Here is a 16,868-nt window from a genome sequence, read left to right on the forward strand (position 1 = left end):
AGCTGAGGGTGCTGATCGTCGATGACGACCAGTTCTTCCGGGAGATGGCCGCGGCGCTGCTGGATGGCCCAGGGGTGATCGTCGTCGGCCAGGCCGCGGACGGTGCGACGGGTGTGGAGCAGGCACGTCGGCTGCGGCCGGACGTGGTGCTGCTGGACATCCAGCTGCCCGATCTCAGCGGGCTGGAGGTGTGCCGGATCCTGGTCGACGCCGGCTTTCAGGTCGTGCTGTGCTCGGCGCGCGAGGCGTCCGTATACGGGCCCTTGGTAGCGCAATCGGGTGCTCGCGGTTTCATCTCCAAAACAGTGCTGTCCCCGCAAGAACTGACCCGCATAATCGAGTTCTGACGTCCTGCGAGAATTCGGGAGAATCGTGACCAGCAGGGTCGGTTCGCTGTGGGTGGTGCTCCTCGCCGCAGCAGTCGCGGCATTGGGTGTGGTCACCACGGGCATCGCAGCCGGCGCGCCGAACGCCGACCCGGTCCGGTTGACCTTGCACGCGGCCTCCGGAGCGCTGTATCTGGCTGCAGGACTCATCACTCATTCGAGGCGGCCCACCAGCGCGATCGGACTGCTCATGATCGCGGTGAGCGCGGGGTTCTTCGCCGAAGACCTCCAGTTGTCACCGGTGCCGTGGATCCACACGATCGGCGAGCTGACGATCGCGGGTTCCAGCGGGTTCCTCGTGCACCTGGCGCTCGCGTTCCCGACCGGGCGGATCAGCTCGACGGTCGGCCGGGTGCTGATGTGGGTGGCCTACACCACGATGGTGGTCCGAGGTGTGCTCAACGCGCTGTTCACCGACTGGCAGCGGCATGCCGCGGAGAACGCGGCCGGCCTGCTGCTGATCGTGCACAGCGACACGATCAGCACGATCTCCAAAAACGGCGCCCACGCCGTGACCGTGCTGGTCGCCGGTGCGATGCTGCTGGTCCTGCTGCACCGGTGGCGGCACGCCCGGCCGCTGCTGCGGTCGCTGCTGATGCCCGTGATCATCCTGATGCTCGCGGTCGCATTCGTGTCGGTCCTGGGAACGACCCTCAACGTCGACATGGCGCTGCACGACTCGTTGCTGCGCGTGTACGACGTGGTGTTCCTTCTGCTGCCGATCGGGTTCCTGACCGGGATGGTGCGGCTCCACCTCGGACGAAGTGCCGTCATGCGGTTGCTGCAGCAGGTGCCCGAGGCCGAGACACCCAAGCAGCTGCAGAACCTGCTCATCCGCACCATGCACGATCCGTCGCTGCAGATCGCCGTCCGGACCGGCGACGGCCTGGTGGACGTGAACGACCTGCCGCTCGATCCCGACTCACGGTCGATCACACCGCTGAAGACTCCAGCCGACTTCGACCCGGCCGTACTCGTGCACGATCCGCTCCTGCACGTGAACCAGGAGGTGCTCGACGCCGTCGCCACCGCCGCCGATCTACATCTCAGGAACCAGGAGATGGCCACCCGCCTCGCCAGGCAGCTCAAGGAAGTGGAGTCGTCCCGCACCCGGATCGTCGAGGCCGCCGACGCCGAGCGCAAGCACATCGAGAAGAATCTGCACGACGGGGCCCAGCAGTACTTCCTCGGTGCGATCACGGGCATCCGCGTGGCCCAGCGCAGACTGCCCGTCGACCCGCAGGCGGCGAATGACGTTCTCGACGAGGTCGCCGCGAAACTGACCGAAGCGCACGAGAAGGTCAGGGAACTGGCCAAAGGCCTTCATCCGGCGATCATCACCAACGCCGGCCTGGTCGCCGCGCTCGAGGCACTGGTCGCGGAGCAGCGACTCGCCGCCGACCAGGACACCCTCCTCGTGCTGAACGCGCCGCAGCTGGACCGGCTCGACGAACACATCGCGGTGACCGCCTATTACGTGACCGCCGAAGCCGTGACGAACGCGCTCAAACACGCCGCCGCCAAGACCATCACGATTGACGCGGCCAGGGAACGGGACCTGTTGACCGTCCGGATCATCGACGACGGTCGCGGCGGAGCGGATCCAGCGCGCAAAGGCATGATCGGGATCGCGGACCGGGTCGCCGCGATCGGCGGCACTCTGCGGGTACACAGCCCAGTCGGTTCCGGCACCGTCATCGAAGCGATCCTACCCATCCCATCTGACCGAGAGGAGAACATCTCCCATGCTCAGAGTCGTAGTGGCTGACGATCATGCGTTCTTCCGCGAGATGCTCGCCAGATCGTTGCGCGAGGAGGGCATCGACGTCGTCGCAGAGGCTGGCGACGTTCCCTCCCTGAACGACGCTGTCGCCCGCCACGAACCCGACGTCGCTGTGATAGATGTGCGGATGCCTCCCAACGGCACCACCGACGGCCTCGAAGCCGCCGTGGAACTGCGAGCACGAAGACCGCACCTCGCGACCTTGGTGCTCTCCGCCCACAAGGAGACCGCGCACCTCGCCGCGCTGCTCGACAGAGGACGAGCCCGAAGCGTCGGCTACCTGCTCAAGGACCGCGTCTCCAAGGTCGCGGAGTTCGCCGCCGCGGTCCGCGACGTCGCCGCAGGCCGGTACGTCGTGGACCGCGACGTCGTGTCGGCCATGGTCGCCAACCGCAGTTCGCGCATCACACACCTCACCCCACGAGAAGTCGAAGTGCTTGCCGTCATGGCCGAAGGCCTCTCCAACGCCGCGATCGGCAAGCGACTGCAGCTCGAACAACGCGGCGTCGAAGCCCACATCCGCAATATCTTCGTCAAACTCGACCTCCCCGAAGCCCCTGACTACAACCGGCGCGTCCAAGCCGTCCTCCGATACCTCCAATCACCTCCCCGGCGATGAAGATCACCAACCTCAGATGATCAGGGACACGCCACCTCTCGTCACAACCACGAACCTCGACTTCAAGGTTGTTCCGTCGGCAGTCGAGGATGTCGCACAACGCAGTGGGCAGCCGGTTCCAGCCGATCCCGGTACGTGCCGCGTGCAGGATCCCCTCCAACGCGGCCCGGTCGTCGGCACGTCCGCGCCCCGGATAGCGAAAACGCCTCGGAGACACCGGAATCAACGGTTCCAGCCGAGCCCACAGCTCGTCGGTCAGGACCTCCTCACGCACACCGCGATCTTGGAATGTCCTGTCCCGCAGGCAAAGCCGACACGCCAGCTCATTTTGAACTGGTCACTTGCACCGTCACAACCTCTTCTGCAGATGGTGTCGCGGAGACGGTGGTCAACTACTGGAGCACTGGTTGTCGTCAGTCCTCCACCTCACGGCGCCCTTCCACCACTCGTCCAGCAACTCCAGCTCGGGCACCACGTCGTCACCGTCCACTTTGAACACCATGCGGGCGATGATGTCCGCCATCGACCGCGGCGCCTCGTACCAGGCGCCCACCTCACCGGTGGCCGTGTACCAGCACACTGAAGGGAACGGTGCTGACGTCGGGATCTCCTCCAGTGTCCCGCGTTGCCGGGGCAGCCAGCCCCAGCCGTGCCGCCGCGGTTCGGCGCGGATGCCGATCTCGGCATAGCGCCCGGCTTGACCCTTCAGGGCCGCTTCGTAGAGGTTGAAGCCGAAGGCGTGCTCGAACATCGCGACGATCTCGCCTCCGCCCGGGCGGCACGCGATCTCGCACAGCACGATCTCGTCTTCCGGGGTGTGGAAGAACTCGGCGTGGAACGGGAGCTCTTCCGGCGCGGGCGGCAACGCGGTGATCACCTGTGCGGTGTGGTGGCGCAGCCGTTCGAACAGCGGGTCGGACCTGGCCAGCATGCCGCCGAGTTCGTTCGCCGACCGGCTGGCCGACGCCCACTGGGTGTGCAGGTAACGGGATGGCCAGCTCAGCAGGACTTCCCCGGCACGCATGATGCCGTCCACGTGGAACAGGTCACCCTCGATCCACCGCTCGGCGAGCATCGGCTCGGGCGGGCCGTCCTGCCAGGTGGAGACGAGCCCGGCGAGGGCGGCGTGGTCTTCCACCACGCGCATGCCCAGGGAGGCGGCGCCGGCGGTTCGCTTGACCACCACGGGAAAGCCCTGCTCAGCTGCGAAGGCGGCCAGGTCGCCGGGGTGGCCGATCGGGCGCATGGCCGCCACGGTCAGGCCTGCCGCCGCCGCGTGGCTCTTCATGACGTGCTTGTCGCGGTAGGCCTTGGCGCTGGCCGGACGTTGACCGGGCAGGTCCAGCTCTTCTCGCAGTCGTGCTGCGCGCAACACGTCGATCTCCGCCGTCAGCAGCACGGCTTCGACCTGGAACTCCTTGGCCAGCTCACGGATGCGCTCGTCCGCGGCGACGCCTTCGTAGTCGTCGACGACTTCGAGGTGACGTACACGCGGGTGCAGCGCCTCGATCTCGCCGGGACGCGCCGCGCCGCGCGCGGTGAACACGACCAGTTCGTCCGCGCTGTCCGGGAACCAGGTGGGCAGGTCCGCGAGGATGCGCCTGCGGTTGAGCAGCAGACAGGTCATGAGTCGCGGTCCAGCGTCGCCTCGGCGATGAAGTCCACCCACTCCTCCGCCGGTGCCCACGGGCGCATGAACGCCGCCGCCCGGATGTCCCGGTACATCCGGCCCAGCGGGTGGCCGTTGCCGTAGCTGCGTCCGCCGCAGAGCTGCATCGCGAGGTCGACCGCCTCGACACCGGAACGTTCGACGATCATGCCGGCGCTCACGCACTCCTTCAGCAGAGTGCGACCGAGGTGCACGTTCATCGCTCGCGGCTTGGTGTCGGTGATGTGGTCGTCCAGCACGACCAGCGCGGTGTGCAGTGCGCCTCGGGCGGCGGCGACTCGCAGTTCGAGCTCGGCGACGAGCGACTTGGCGCCGGCCGACGTCACGCGCGTGCGCCCGGAGGCCGAGCCCGTCACCGCGGCGAGCGCGGTGTCCCGTGCGGCTTCAGCGATGCCGAGGTAGACCGCCACGGTCGGCGCGGTGTTCGCGGCACGGCCGTCGTAGCCCGGCGCGAGCGGTTTGCCCCACGGGCCGCGCGGCACCACCGCGCCCTCCGGCACCACGACGTCGCGGAACAGCACCTCGCCGCTGCCGGATCCGCGCAGGCCGAGGCCGTTCCAGTTGTCCTTGACCTCAACTCCCCGCGCCGACAACGGGATCATCGCCGACGCCTGCAGCGGGCCGTCCGCGGTCTCCCCCTTCACCCGGCTGTAGAAGTGGGTGGCCGCCGGGCAGATCGACGCGAGCACCTTGCGTCCGTTGATCACCCAGCCGTCGGTCGTCCTGGTGGCCGTCGTGGCCAGCTCCCACGGTTTGGCGCCCGGCTCGGCCACCGACGAGCAGACGATCATCTCGCGCGCGCCGACCGCGCGCAGCCACTCCGGCATCGGCAGTTCGAGCTGCTCCGGCGGAGTGCTGCGCACCGTCCGGGCGTAGTACCAGGTGAGCGCGAGGTGCATCGTGGCGGCGACGGCGACCGACGCGTCGGCCCTGGCCAGCCGGTTGACGATCACCGCGAGGTCGTGGAGGGACCGCACGCCGAAACCGCCGTCCTCCACCGGTACACAGGCGGCGAGCACACCCGCCTCCGCCAGTGCTGCCACGCTCTCGGCCGCGAACCGGCCGGCGGAGTCGTTGTGCTGAGCCTGCTCGGCGAGGAAACCGGCGAGCTCGTCGACGATCACGCAGACCTTCTCGCCTTCGCCGGTGATCGGGTGCAACCCCGTTGAGAGAGCGGAAATCACGGGAACCTCCGGAAGTCGGTCAGTGGCACGGGGGTGTCGAAGGCGGCCAGCCTCCGGGCACCGGTGGCGGTGGCGAACGCGGCCACGACAGGAGCCACCGCGCCGTCCTCACGCGGCGGGCCGGCGTCGAGCACGTGCGCGCGGCCGCCACGAACGCGGTAGCGGACGGTGCCCTGCCACACGCCTTCGCCGTCCGCCACGTCCTCCAGCGGCACGACGACCGAGAGCGAGGGGTGGTCGGCGACGATCTGCCGGAAGATCGACTCGATGTCGGCGGACGGCAGGCCGGCGATGCCGGGCACCGACTCCTGGACCGCGCGCTGCACGAGGTAGAGCGGGAAGTCCGGCCATCCCTGGCGCAGGCCCAGCCCCGACGCGTGCCGCGGGTTCAGCTCCGTGGCGCGGAAACCGTCCGCACCGAGCACGCCGTCGACGCTGAACAGGCCGCGGTAGCCGAGCTCCTGGCCGATGTGCCTGCCGACCCGGCGCACGTGCTCGCGGATCTCGTCGCGCACGGCCGCGTCCGGCCGCCACCACGTGGAGGACCCGCAGAACACGAGGTCCGCCGTCCGCGGATCGCGCAGGGTCACGATCTCGATCGGGTCGAAGACGGCTACGCCGTCCCCGAGCACCATCGCGAGCACGCTGCACGGCACGCCGGGCACGAACTCGGCGATTCGCACCCGGTCCGCCTTGCCCTCGGCCCAGCGCAAGGCACCGGCGAGCTCCTCGCCGGCCCGGACCCAGCGCAACCCCTTGGCGTCGCCCCGGTTTCCGGTGGTCGCGTCCAGCGCGACCACGACACCGGCACCCCGGTCGAGCTCGCGGACCCGCTCGGCGGCGGTGGTGTCGCCGACGGGCAGCACGACGTGCGCCGGTGCCGGAACGCCGACGTGCTGCCACAGCCGGTCGATCGCGGTCTTGTCCTCCAGCCGCACCCACTCGGGCCGCCGCCAGCCGTGCACCGGCCGCCCGCACACCGATCCGACCGCGGTGAAGTTGCCGCCGGCGATCACCGCGCGGCGTTCCGGGTCGATGCGGTCGAGCCACGCCGACAACCGCGCGGGAGGGTCGGCGAGCCAGGTGTCCGCGTCGCTTCCGTCGTCCGGGAACCACACCGGCGCGATGGCCGGAGCACCTGGCCCCGGCGGCACCGCGCTCAGCACGCCGACGACGTGGGCATCCACTTGGGACAGTTCGGCCGCCAGCCTGGCCACTCCCCCGTCGACGAACTGGGTGAGCACGAACACCGGGCGGCCGGCCCAGTGGCCGCGCAGCCCGTGGTCGACGAGGCCGGCCAGCCCGGTGGCGTCGAGCGCGATCCGTTGCGGCACAGAGGTTTCAGTCAATGACATCGTGTCCTTGGTCATGGCTGCTGAGCAGCGCGGCGGAGCGAGTCGTCACTGCCGGCAGTGTTTTGTCCCATTGCAGGCTCCTCGCTGGGCGCCCGCCGCGCCGCCGCAACCCGGCCACGTCCAGCGGACGTGCCGAGATCAGGGGACGTGCGGTCAGTTCAGGCCGTGCACCAGCAACGAGGCGCGTTCCCGGTCCACACCGGGAGCGACCTTGCTGACCTGGTGCCACGAGGTGTCCGACCGCAGGATCAACGCGGTGGCACCGAGTTCGGGCACGACCTCGGCGACCACGTCTTGCGGGTCGTCGCTGCCGAGCACCTGCAGGCAGCCGCCCCAGTCGGCGCGCCAGCCCGGGTTGAGGTAGAAGACGTGGCTGAAGAGCTTGTCAGCGCGGTCGGTGTGCGGACCGAGCCAGTCACCCGGTGCGTGCCGCGCGAGCCTGATCTCCAGCTCCGCCGGCGGCGCCACGCCGAGGACGTCGGCCACGGTCTTGCGATAGCCGGGATCGAGCAGATCGCTGAGCAGATCGGCCCAGATCTCCGGCAGGCCGGACGCCGTGTCCACGCCCGGCCCGTGCAACACCCGCGAATAGTTGCGGTAGGACTTGTCCGAGGTCCGCGAGTCGGCGGTGCGCCGCTCGAAGGACTCGGTCGGGAAATTGTCGGCCAACGCCGATTCGGTGGCCTGGTCGAACAGCTCGCCAACGCCCGTGGTGAGCCAGGTGAAGGGCTCGTGGTGCACTTCCACCTGCGGCCAGGCGTCAGGAAGCAAAGACATTTTCCGGACGCTCCGATGACAACGCTTGTATTCGGACTGGTGCTGGTCGAGGGCAGGCCCGGGCCCCGACGAGGGAATCGGTTCCCAAACCTGCCGTGAACGTCAACGGTCAAGAGTGAGGTATTCACTCGAATGTGTGAATGTCCGCAGAGTGCGGTCAGCCGATCGTCGCCGGCAGTCTGTCCATCGCTCAACCCCCAGGTCGCGGGACAGAGGAAAGCCCTGGTCAGAAGCTTGAATAGGGCACGACGACACGGATGCGCCAACGTGCGAATCCGGCAGGCCCCCAGCCTCAACGGGCTGTTCCCCCAGTTCCGGGCGTCCCCGTCGATCGCCCGACAAGACCGAACGTACATGCACCCTCAAGACCCGGCAAGCACTTGTCACAAATGGCTTGTCGCGTTTGGCTGACAGTTGACGACCCCTGGTGCCCATGCCACGATGGCGCCGCCTGGGGGTCTGCGCATTTGTTGTCGCACAGCGGATCCAGTGCCGATCGAGCACTTCCGCCGCAGCAGCACACGAATGCGGTCCTCCCACGCCGGACTCGCCCGTCGACGACCGAGGGGGTCACTTTTCAATGATTGATACCAATGTCCGGTTCGACCGGTTCGACGAGCCGTTCACGCACTACACGACCGGCCCGGTCATCCCGAGCCAGGACCTGAAGCGGTTGAACGCCGAACTGCCCGCGGAGGACCTCTACCGCCGGCAGGTCAAGGAGGGCCGGGAGTTCGACAAGAACTACCAGATGTGGCTCTTCGACCTCGCCGAGGACAGCTTGCGCCTGCCGGCCACCGAACGCCTGCCGCAGGCGTGGTCCGAGCTCGTGGACAGCCTGCTGTCGAAGGAGTTCACCGAGTGGGCCAGTGACGGGCTGGGGATCGACCTGGCGGCGTGCCCGCTCACGCTCGGCCTCTACCGCTACGGCGACCGCGACTACACCACGGTGTCCACCGCGAAGCTGACCAAGGCCATGCACTGGGCCCTGTACCTCAACGAGGACTGGGCGCCCGAGTTCGGCGGCAGGCTCAACCTGTGGTCCGCCAGGGACGCCGCGGAACCGGCGGTCGAGATCACGCCGGCGGGTGGCACCTGCGCCATGTTCGCGCCGACCGAGCACACGTGGCACAACATCGGCAAGGTCACCACGGGCGGCCAGGTCGAACGCCTGACGATCATGCTCGAGTACTGGAAGCCGGAGTGACGGTCGACAGCGGCGCGCGGGAGCGGTCCGCGGGGGTGAGCCGGGCGACGCGGAACCAGCTGCTGGCGGGGTTTCTCCTCGACTCGCTGGGCAGCGGCTTCTGGATGCCGTTCGGCCTCATCTTCTTCACCACCGCGCAGGGACTGCCCGTCGCCGAGGTCGGGATCGCACTGACCACCGGGGCAGTTCTCGGACTCGTGTCCGGGCCGTTCGCGGGCAACCTGGTCGACAGCAGGGGTCCCGGCGTCGTGTTGCTCGCGAGCAACGTCGTGCGCGCGGTGACGTTCAGCCTCTACCCGTTGACCGGCCAGATGTGGCACGTCGCGGTGCTCGCGGCCGCCACCAGCGCGGCCGACCGGATGTTCTGGACCTCCAACGCTCCCCTGCTGGGGCTCGTCGCGCAGGGGCGCGAGCTCGACGACCTGCTGGGCACGCAGAGCGTGGTGCGGATCGTCGGACTCGGCGCCGGCGCCGCGCTGGCCACACCGCTCAGCGGCAGCGTCACGGGCCTGCACTTCTTCGCGTACTTCAACGCGGCGACGTTCGCGCTCACCGCGGTCATCCTGTTCCCGGTGATCCGCAGGCTCGGCAGGCTGCGGGGCGAGCGGCGCAAGGCGGCCGACGCGGCGGGCACCGGGTGGGCGACGGTGCTGCGTGACCGGCCGTACGTCGTGCTGTGCCTGATCCAGGCGATCCTGTCGTTGATGACGTCCAGCCTCGTGGTGATCCTTCCGCTGGTCTCGGTGACCGAACTGCACGGGCCGCAGTGGCTCGCGGGCACCTCGGTCGTGGCGGGAAACGTGGTGCTCGCCCTGATCCAGAAACCGGTGCTGCGCCTCGCCAGGCGAACCAGCCGCAGCCGGGTGGTGGCCTGCGCGGGCGTGGTGTTCTGCGCCGGATTCCTGGTCATGCTGGCCGGCCCTCCGCTGGGCCCGGCACACGCGGTCGGCATCGTGCTCGCCACGTCGGTGATCGGCGTGATCGGCGAGACCATGTCCGTGCCGCTGGTGGTGGCCGCGGCGAACCAGTCGGCGCCGGAGACCGCCAAGGGCAGGTACAGCGCGTTGCTCCAGACGATCTGGGGCGCCGCGGGCGCCTGCTCCCCGGCGATCATGTCCGGACTGCTCACCGCGGGCTACGCCGTGCTGTGGTCGACGCTGGCCGGGCTCGCGCTGCTGACCGTCCCGCTGGTGCTGCTGGTCCGGGGCAAACTGCCCGCGTTCGGAGCCGCCGTGGCCTGACTTCTCCGCGCGCACGAAAAAGCCGACCGAGGAATGCACTCACCTCGGCCGGCTTTGCGCGTGCTATTTGTTCTTGGCGCGCCATTCCAGGAATTGCTCCGGCGAACGCACACCGTGGTCGAGAACCGAACTGTAGATGTCGTAGCTCGACACCGAGGAGCCGTAGGCCGGATTGTCCGCCCACGCTTCCTTGATCGCGAGAATCGCGGCCCTGGTCTCGTCGTCGAGCCTCGGCGGCAGCGACCTGATGTGCGCGAGGTCGGGCTGGCGGTCCGGCTCGTCGACGAACCAGATGTCGAGCGTCCAGTCGGCGCCAGCCAGGGTGCGGTACTTCACCCCCAGGTAGAGGCCGTCCGGGTAGGCCGGATCGACGTTCCAGTGGCCGGTGTCGTCGCGCATGGTCACGACCCGCACGCGCGGGTGCAGGAACAGCCGCTGCCCCACCCGCCCGACGGCCTCGGCGGTCTGCTCGTCCAGCGACTTGCAGACCACCGTGACGTCCACATCGCGTTTGACCATCAACCCCAGAGCGGAACTGCCCACGCGGACCGGATCACCCAGTTCGGCCAATTCCGCCAGCAGCAGATCATCGGCCACCGCATCGGCCTCGGTTTGCAGAGCAGCCTGGCGCCTGAACAGCTCATCGGTGTTCGTCACGCCGACAGAGTAGGACATCGGCCGTTTCCGAGAAAACGCTATCCGCGAAATTCGAGCGCAGTGATACCCCAGCTGAATCCCATCGCGCTGGTCGCGAGCAGGACGAGGTCGCCGGCCTTCAGGTCACCCGCCTCGACGAGGTCGCGGATGGCGATCAGTGTGTCCGCCCCGCCCATGTGGCCGAAGCGGTGGTAGTTGAACACGCTCCTGGACTCCGGCAGCTCCAGCTCGCGGAGCAACCGCTCGTGCATGCGCCGGTCGCCGTGGTTGATCAGCAGGTACGCGACGTCGTCGAGGTTCTTGCCGACCGCCGCCAGCGTCTCCTTGGTCAGCCGCAGGAAGTTGTCGACGTAGGCGCTGGTCAGGCCTTCCCGATGACCGTTGCGCTGGATCAGGATCCGGCCGTCGCGGTACGCGCCGGTGTAGTAGTCCGACCAGTGCGGCTCGGTGCGCATCGCCGAGTGCAGGTGCCGGAACCGCACGTCCGACGAGGAGACCAGGATCGCGGCCGAGCTGTCACCGAAGTTGAACAGGTCCTTGCTGTGCGGATCGGTGTAGTCGAGCATCCGGCTCAACCGGTCGCCGATGAGCACCAGCACGTGGTCGGCCCTGCCGAGCGCGATCTTGTCGCAGGCCACCTGCACCGCGGTCATCGAGGCGTTGCAGAAGTTCGTGACCTCGAAGCAGTGCGCGTTCTCGATGCCGAGCTCGTGGGCGACCTTCGCGGCCGGCGACCAGAACGGCGTGTCCCACGCGCCGGAGCCGCAGTACAGCACGTGGCTCACGCGATCGGGCGACGTGCCGGTGCGCTCGAGCACCGCGGCACCCGCGCGCACCGCCAGCTCCCACGCGTGTTCGTCCTCACCCAGCGCGGGGAAGCTCTCGCAGTGGGTGATCTTCAGGATCTCCTCGCGCGGCAGGCCGGACGCCTCGGACATCTCCTGCACCGAGACGCTGCCGCGGGGGAACGCGAAGTCGAAGTCGACTATGCCGGTCATGCGTGTGCTCCGATCTTTCCGTCGAAGGCGAGGCTGACGAACGCGGCGGGCAGCCGCGACCAGTCCCGCTCGGTGTAGAAGTGGCCGCCGGGCAGGCGGGTCGCCGTGAAGCCGCCGGAGGTGGCCGCCCGCCACCGGGCCACCACCTCGTCGTCGACGTCCGGGTCGTCCACGCCGTGGACGAACTCGACCGGCGTGCGCAGCGGCGGACCTGCCGCGTACCGGTAGGTGGCCGCCGCGCACAGGTCGGCACGCAGCAGTTCCAGTGCCAGCTCGAGCAGTTCGGGCTCCTCGCGCAGGACCGGGTCGAGCTTGCCGCTGCTGGTGATCCACTGCTCCAGCTCGGCGTCGGTGTCGCCGGCCGTCGGCGGCACGGTGAGGTGGTGCGCCCAGTTGCTGGGGGCTTCGCACGAGGACACGATCAAGGCGTCCGGGGTGCGCGAACCCGTTCGCTCGAAATGAGCCGTCAGCTCGTACGCGACGAGCGCGCCCATGCTGTGGCCGAACAGGTCGTACGGCTTGTCCAGCACGGTGGACACCGCGGCGAGCGCGTCGCCGAACAGACCGGCCCAGTCCTCGGCGGCGGGTTCGGGGAACCGGTCCTCCCTGCCGGGCAGGCACAGCAGCACCAGCTCGACGTCGGCGGACACCACATCGGCCCAGTCCCGGAACGGCACGGTGCCACCGCCGCTGAAGCCGCAACAGATCAACCGCCGCCGCGCATCCGGGCGCGGCGGCCAGCGGACGATGCCGGGATGCGTCATGCCCGCACGACCCCGGCGAGCGCGCGCACCAGCGCGTCGACGTCGGATTCGCCGGTATAACAGGCGATTCCGGCCCGCACGGCGTCCCCTTCGGCCACCGAGCGCATCGCCGCGGACGCGTAGAACGTGCCGTGCCACACCGAGATCCGCTGCTCGGTGAGGTGTTTGGCGACGACCTCGGCGGGCATGCCGTCGACCTGGAAGGTCACCAGCGGCACCCGTTCGTGCTCGGGGCCCGCGCTCAGGACGCGGACACCGGGCAGTTCGGCGACGCCGGCTCGCAGCGCGTCACCGAGCCGCTGCTCCCGTTCGGCCACCACGGCGCGGTCCCACCGCGACAGCACCGCCGCGGCGACGCCCGCGCCGAGCACGGCCTCGAAGTTCGTCGTGCCGAGCTGGAGGTGGCCCGGTCCGTCCGGCTCAGCCGACGGCACCTGCTCGGCCAGCCTGGCACCGGCCGGCACACCGGGCGCCAGCCACAGCACCCCCGCGTGGGGGCCGTACCACTTGTAGGAGGCGGTGACGAACGCGTCGCACCCGAGCTCGCTCATCTCGGTCCGGCGGTGCGCGACAGCCTGCACGCCGTCCACGAACACCTTGGCGCCCACGGCATGCGCGGCAGCGGCGATCGCGCGCACGTCCGGCACGAACCCGAGCGCGTTCGACGCGGCGGTGACGGCCACCCACCTGGTCCTGGCACCGATGAGCTCCGTCACGGCCTGGACCGGCAACGCGCCGGACGGTTCGAGCACCGCCTCCCGGATCACGACCCCGCGGTCGGTGAGCGCCAGCCAGGGCGCGCGGTTGGCCTCGTGGTCGAGCTTCGTCACCACGATCTCGTCACCTGGCCGCAGCCCCGGCGCGACGGACCTGACGAACGTCGTGGTGAGCCCGGTCATGTTGGGACCGAACACGAAGTCACCGTCCGGCGCGCCCAGCAGCTCGCGCAGCCGTGCCGCGCTCCAGCTCACGATCGCGTCGGAGAAGTCGCTCGCCGGGAAACCGCCGTGGTCGTTCGCCACCAGGCCGCTGCCGAGATGGCGCGCGACCGCCGCCACGACCGCACCGTGCACGAGCGTGCCGCCGGGGCCGTCGAACCGGTGGTCGTCGTCGCGCCTGCCGGGGAACTGTCCCGGCAGCGGTCCCGCCGTGCACTCGTCGAGCAGGGGGCCGAGGAAGTCGTCGACGTTCACGAGCGCACCTCCAGAGCCGGCTGCGGGCCGACGAGCAGCTGACCGAACCCGTGCTCCGCCGACTCCGCCTCCGGGCGGGGACGATCCAGGCGCACCATGGTCCGCTTCAGCCACCGGTCGGTGCCGTCGTAGCGCGGCTCGAAGGCCGCCCGCCCGTGCACGGCGATGTCGTTGTCGATCAGCAGCACGTCCCCCGCCACCACGGGCACGACCTCGCGGCACGCGGTCAGCCGCTGCTCGAGCGTGCCGTGCAGGGTGCGCAGTTCCTCGTCCTCACCGAGGAAAGTGGTGTAGGACGGGTCGTACCGCAGGCACGGCCCGTCCTCGGCGATCCAGACCGTCGGGATCCCGTTGTCCCGCACACCGTCCGGAGTGGACTGTTCGGGGTACGAGTCGTCCGGCGCGATCCGCAGTCCCGGCCGGCTCAGCACGTCGACCTCGTGATCGGTGAGCCCGATCCGGCGGACGCTCGACACCTGGCTGCCGATCCGGTCGTCGTTGCGCACGCAGGCGAGCATGATCAGCTCCGCGCGCTGCGGGTGGAACGCGTCCTCGGTGTGCCAGGCGAGCGGCGTGGTGCTGCTCGCACCGACCTGCAGGTGCTCGTAGCCCTTGCTGGGCACGATGTTGTGCACCAGCCTGCCGTCCTGCTGCCCCTCCCAGCCGAACACCCTGCCGATCGCGCCCGCGAGCAGCACCAGTGCGACGTCGAGCGGTTCGGTCAGGCGCGAGGACGCCTTGCGCCAGTGCTCCGGGGTCGGACCGGGCGCGCCGAACTCGTTGAGCAGCCCGGAGAGCACCCGCCAGCCGCTGGTGCGGTCGGGCAGTTCGACCACCGCGTCCAACGCGTCGCGCAGTGCCGCCGGCACGTCGTGCAGCCAGTCGGTGAACAGGTCGTCCGCGGTGGCACCGGCCGCGGTGAACTCGGTGGCCACCTGGTGCAGCAGGACGGCGGCGTGGCGCATCCGTTCGTCCGATGATGTCGGTGTCATCGCACCGCTCCTCCTGTCGTCTTTTCCCGCGCACGTGACGCGAGCAGCCGGTCCAGCGCCGCGGAGTGGGCGTCACCGGGACCGGGGATCTCGGTCAGCACCGTGCGGCACACCGCCGCGCTGCACTCGGTGATCCGCAGGCGGCGGTCGTGCCACCGGGGCGGCAACAGCTGACGGCCCCTGGCCAGCGCCCGGTTGCTGTAGGCGAAATCGGCCACCACGTCGTCCTGCCCGACGCCCGCCCAGCTCAGCAGGATCGCGATCAGCAGGCCGGTGCGGTCCTTGCCGAGGCTGCACCCGACCACGACGGGCCGGTCGCCGAGCAGTTCGGCGACCTGTGCCGCGAGATCCAGATAGCGGGGCAACGCCCGGCGGTACCGGCGCAGCGCGTCCTCCGGCCCGTCGCCTTCACCGGGTTCGCGGTCCTGCACCGGCATCCGCACCCACGTCCATCCGTCCCGCACGAGCTCGGTGGGCTCGCCGTCGTGCCGGATGTCCGCGTCCGTGCGCAGATCGACGTAGACAGCGGGAGGCAAGGCGGCGCGCAACCCTGCTCTCGCGTCCTCGCTCAGCGACACGAGCGCGGACGTCCGCAGCAACACCCCGGCCGCGAGCACCCGTCCGTCCACAGTGGACAGTCCACCTACGTCCCGCAGGTTCGGCAGCAGCCCTGGCAGCAACCGCCGGTGTTCGGGCGTCACGACAGCTCCGCCGGCTGCCGCTGCGCCAGCGGGATGTTCCGCATGACCTCGGTCCGGTACTGGTGCCCGCCGAAGATGAACCGCAGGAACTCGGTCGGCGCGTGCCCGGACTGGAGCACCTCTTCCGAACCGGTGAACACCTGGCGGTTGAACGCGCTCACCTCGCGTTCCGACATGGCGCCGTGCATGTGCTGGTAGGGCGTGTAAAGCGTGGGCCGGACACGTGCGCCCGCCGCGGTCAGGAGGTCGACGGTGCGCTGGGTGCCGGCGGGCGTGGTGCCGGGCAGGCCCACGATCACGAAGCAGTTCAGCTCGATGCCCGCCTTCTCGCACCAGGCGATCACGTCGTGCAGCCGCTGGTTCGCCCGCTCCTTGAGCTTGGGCAGCTGGCCGGACGCGTCCTCGTCGAGCGTCTCGACGCCGACGCTGATCCGGATGCAGCCCGCCTCTCCCATGCGCCGGACCATGTCCTCGTCGAGGTGGAACAACGTCGTGGCGCACTTCCAGCGGTACGTGCGGGGCTCGGCCGCCAGCCCGTCGCAGAGCTGCCTGATCCAACGCTTGTCCAGCGTGAACGTCGGCGCGTAGAACGCGACGTACTCGAACGGGTGGCGAGCGAAGCACTCCCGGATGTAGCCGATGGTCCGCTCCACCGTGATCCGCCGTTCCCGCAGGCCCTGCATCGGCGGCACGTCGCAGAAGTCGCAGCCGACCGGGCAGCCGCGCGCCACCTGCACGACCAGCTCACGCCGGCTCGGGATGCCGCAGAACCGGTTGTCGTCGTTCTTGTACAGGCTCTCGTAAGCGGGGTAAGGGATTTCGTCGACGTCGGGCAGCACCCACTCGGCCGCGGGCAGCCACGTGCCCGGTCCGCTCGGCGCGCGCCAGCCGCCCACCGTGCGCAGCCACACGCCCGGCAGTGACTCGTTCGGCTGCCTGCCGCGCGCGGCCCAGCCCAGCGCCGCCGCGACGCCCGCCTCGTAGTCACCGCTGCTCACCACCGCGTCGACCGCCATCGACTGCATGAACTCGGGGTTCTGATAGCTCAGGCGGCCCACGGTCACGATCAACGCGCCCGGTGCGAGCTGGCGGGTGTAGTCGGCGGCCCGCCGGACACCCTCGACGACGTCGTACTCGTTGACCAGGACGACCGCGTCGTACCCGCCGCGGAAGACCGTGTCGCCGAACTCCTTCCAGGTGCAGTTGAGCGCGCCCGCGTCGATCGCGGTGACCTCGTGGCCCCGGCCGCGCAGGTACGCGGCGATGGTGAAGGTCGGCAGGTGATGACCGGCGTTGAAGTAGCTGGGCACGTGGGGTGGCCAGACGACCAGAGTCCTCATCA

General features: G+C 69.7%; 17 protein-coding genes. 5 read left to right on the plus strand and 12 right to left on the minus strand.

The genetic code is table 11. From position 1 onward, the window contains the following. The first annotated feature begins 8 nt into the window (after positions 1-8). Genes ABZV40_RS22670 through ABZV40_RS22680 form a run of 3 tightly spaced genes read left to right on the plus strand, consistent with a single transcriptional unit; the run spans position 9 to position 2,788 of the window. Positions 9-347: a response regulator transcription factor gene (locus tag ABZV40_RS22670; protein ID WP_355444735.1), complete on the plus strand. Its 339-nt coding sequence runs from the start codon at positions 9-11 to the stop codon at positions 345-347. A gap of 25 nt (positions 348-372) precedes the next feature. Then, positions 373-2,154 (plus strand): histidine kinase, encoded by a 1,782-nt coding sequence (locus tag ABZV40_RS22675; RefSeq protein WP_355444738.1) that lies wholly within the window; start codon positions 373-375, stop codon positions 2,152-2,154. Continuing rightward, on the plus strand, positions 2,132-2,788 hold the full coding sequence (locus ABZV40_RS22680; RefSeq protein ID WP_355444741.1) for a response regulator transcription factor: 657 nt from the start codon (positions 2,132-2,134) through the stop codon (positions 2,786-2,788). The genes ABZV40_RS22675 and ABZV40_RS22680 overlap by 23 nt, the downstream gene beginning before the upstream one ends. Here ABZV40_RS22680 and ABZV40_RS22685 read toward each other — a convergent pair. The 5 genes from ABZV40_RS22685 to ABZV40_RS22705 form a co-directional block, all read right to left on the minus strand. Further along, positions 2,703-3,062, minus strand: a complete 360-nt coding sequence (locus tag ABZV40_RS22685; protein ID WP_355444743.1) for a transposase — start codon at positions 3,060-3,062, stop codon at positions 2,703-2,705. The two genes, ABZV40_RS22680 and ABZV40_RS22685, sit on opposite strands and share 86 nt — an antisense overlap. 114 nt (positions 3,063-3,176) lie before the next feature. Next, a complete protein-coding gene (locus tag ABZV40_RS22690; RefSeq protein WP_355444746.1) occupies positions 3,177-4,415 on the minus strand; it encodes a hypothetical protein in 1,239 nt (412 codons plus the stop codon). Beyond that, positions 4,412-5,641, minus strand: coding sequence for an acyl-CoA dehydrogenase family protein (locus ABZV40_RS22695; RefSeq protein ID WP_355444749.1), 1,230 nt, complete (start codon positions 5,639-5,641; stop codon positions 4,412-4,414). The genes ABZV40_RS22690 and ABZV40_RS22695 overlap by 4 nt, the downstream gene beginning before the upstream one ends. Continuing rightward, entirely contained in the window at positions 5,638-6,996 is a 1,359-nt protein-coding gene (locus ABZV40_RS22700; RefSeq protein ID WP_355444752.1) for a hypothetical protein, read from the minus strand. The genes ABZV40_RS22695 and ABZV40_RS22700 overlap by 4 nt, the downstream gene beginning before the upstream one ends. Positions 6,997-7,149: 153 nt before the next feature. Further along, the gene (locus tag ABZV40_RS22705; protein ID WP_355444755.1) at positions 7,150-7,773 is read right to left on the minus strand and encodes a 2OG-Fe(II) oxygenase family protein; all 624 of its coding nucleotides are present in this window, start codon (positions 7,771-7,773) and stop codon (positions 7,150-7,152) included. Between the two features lie 580 nt (positions 7,774-8,353). Here ABZV40_RS22705 and ABZV40_RS22710 point away from each other — a divergent pair. After that, positions 8,354-8,980 carry a 2OG-Fe(II) oxygenase gene (locus tag ABZV40_RS22710; protein ID WP_355444758.1) on the plus strand — a complete coding sequence of 209 codons (627 nt, stop codon included), beginning with the start codon at positions 8,354-8,356 and terminating at the stop codon, positions 8,978-8,980. Beyond that, complete coding sequence (locus ABZV40_RS22715) at positions 8,977-10,221, plus strand: MFS transporter (RefSeq protein ID WP_355444761.1); 1,245 nt, start codon at positions 8,977-8,979, stop codon at positions 10,219-10,221. Before ABZV40_RS22710 ends, ABZV40_RS22715 begins: the two co-directional genes overlap by 4 nt. A 63-nt stretch (positions 10,222-10,284) precedes the next feature. Here the strand turns inward: ABZV40_RS22715 and ABZV40_RS22720 are convergent, their stop codons facing one another. Genes ABZV40_RS22720 through ABZV40_RS22750 form a run of 7 tightly spaced genes read right to left on the minus strand, consistent with a single transcriptional unit; the run spans position 10,285 to position 16,866 of the window. Then, positions 10,285-10,878 carry a hypothetical protein gene (locus tag ABZV40_RS22720; protein ID WP_355444764.1) on the minus strand — a complete coding sequence of 198 codons (594 nt, stop codon included), beginning with the start codon at positions 10,876-10,878 and terminating at the stop codon, positions 10,285-10,287. Positions 10,879-10,916: 38 nt separating this feature from the next. Further along, positions 10,917-11,876 (minus strand): 3-oxoacyl-[acyl-carrier-protein] synthase III C-terminal domain-containing protein, encoded by a 960-nt coding sequence (locus tag ABZV40_RS22725; protein ID WP_355444767.1) that lies wholly within the window; start codon positions 11,874-11,876, stop codon positions 10,917-10,919. Then, positions 11,873-12,640: an alpha/beta fold hydrolase gene (locus ABZV40_RS22730; RefSeq protein WP_355444770.1), complete on the minus strand. Its 768-nt coding sequence runs from the start codon at positions 12,638-12,640 to the stop codon at positions 11,873-11,875. Before ABZV40_RS22730 ends, ABZV40_RS22725 begins: the two co-directional genes overlap by 4 nt. Then, the gene (locus tag ABZV40_RS22735) at positions 12,637-13,833 is read right to left on the minus strand and encodes an aminotransferase class V-fold PLP-dependent enzyme (protein WP_355444773.1); all 1,197 of its coding nucleotides are present in this window, start codon (positions 13,831-13,833) and stop codon (positions 12,637-12,639) included. Before ABZV40_RS22735 ends, ABZV40_RS22730 begins: the two co-directional genes overlap by 4 nt. Continuing rightward, a complete protein-coding gene (locus ABZV40_RS22740; protein ID WP_355444776.1) occupies positions 13,830-14,825 on the minus strand; it encodes a TauD/TfdA family dioxygenase in 996 nt (331 codons plus the stop codon). Before ABZV40_RS22740 ends, ABZV40_RS22735 begins: the two co-directional genes overlap by 4 nt. Further along, positions 14,822-15,526 carry a tyrosine-protein phosphatase gene (locus ABZV40_RS22745; protein WP_355444779.1) on the minus strand — a complete coding sequence of 235 codons (705 nt, stop codon included), beginning with the start codon at positions 15,524-15,526 and terminating at the stop codon, positions 14,822-14,824. The genes ABZV40_RS22740 and ABZV40_RS22745 overlap by 4 nt, the downstream gene beginning before the upstream one ends. Next, positions 15,523-16,866, minus strand: coding sequence for a radical SAM protein (locus ABZV40_RS22750; protein ID WP_355444781.1), 1,344 nt, complete (start codon positions 16,864-16,866; stop codon positions 15,523-15,525). The genes ABZV40_RS22745 and ABZV40_RS22750 overlap by 4 nt, the downstream gene beginning before the upstream one ends. Positions 16,867-16,868 lie beyond the last annotated feature (2 nt).

The organism is Lentzea sp. NPDC004782, assembly GCF_040609115.1.
Taxonomy (GTDB): domain Bacteria; phylum Actinomycetota; class Actinomycetes; order Mycobacteriales; family Pseudonocardiaceae; genus Lentzea.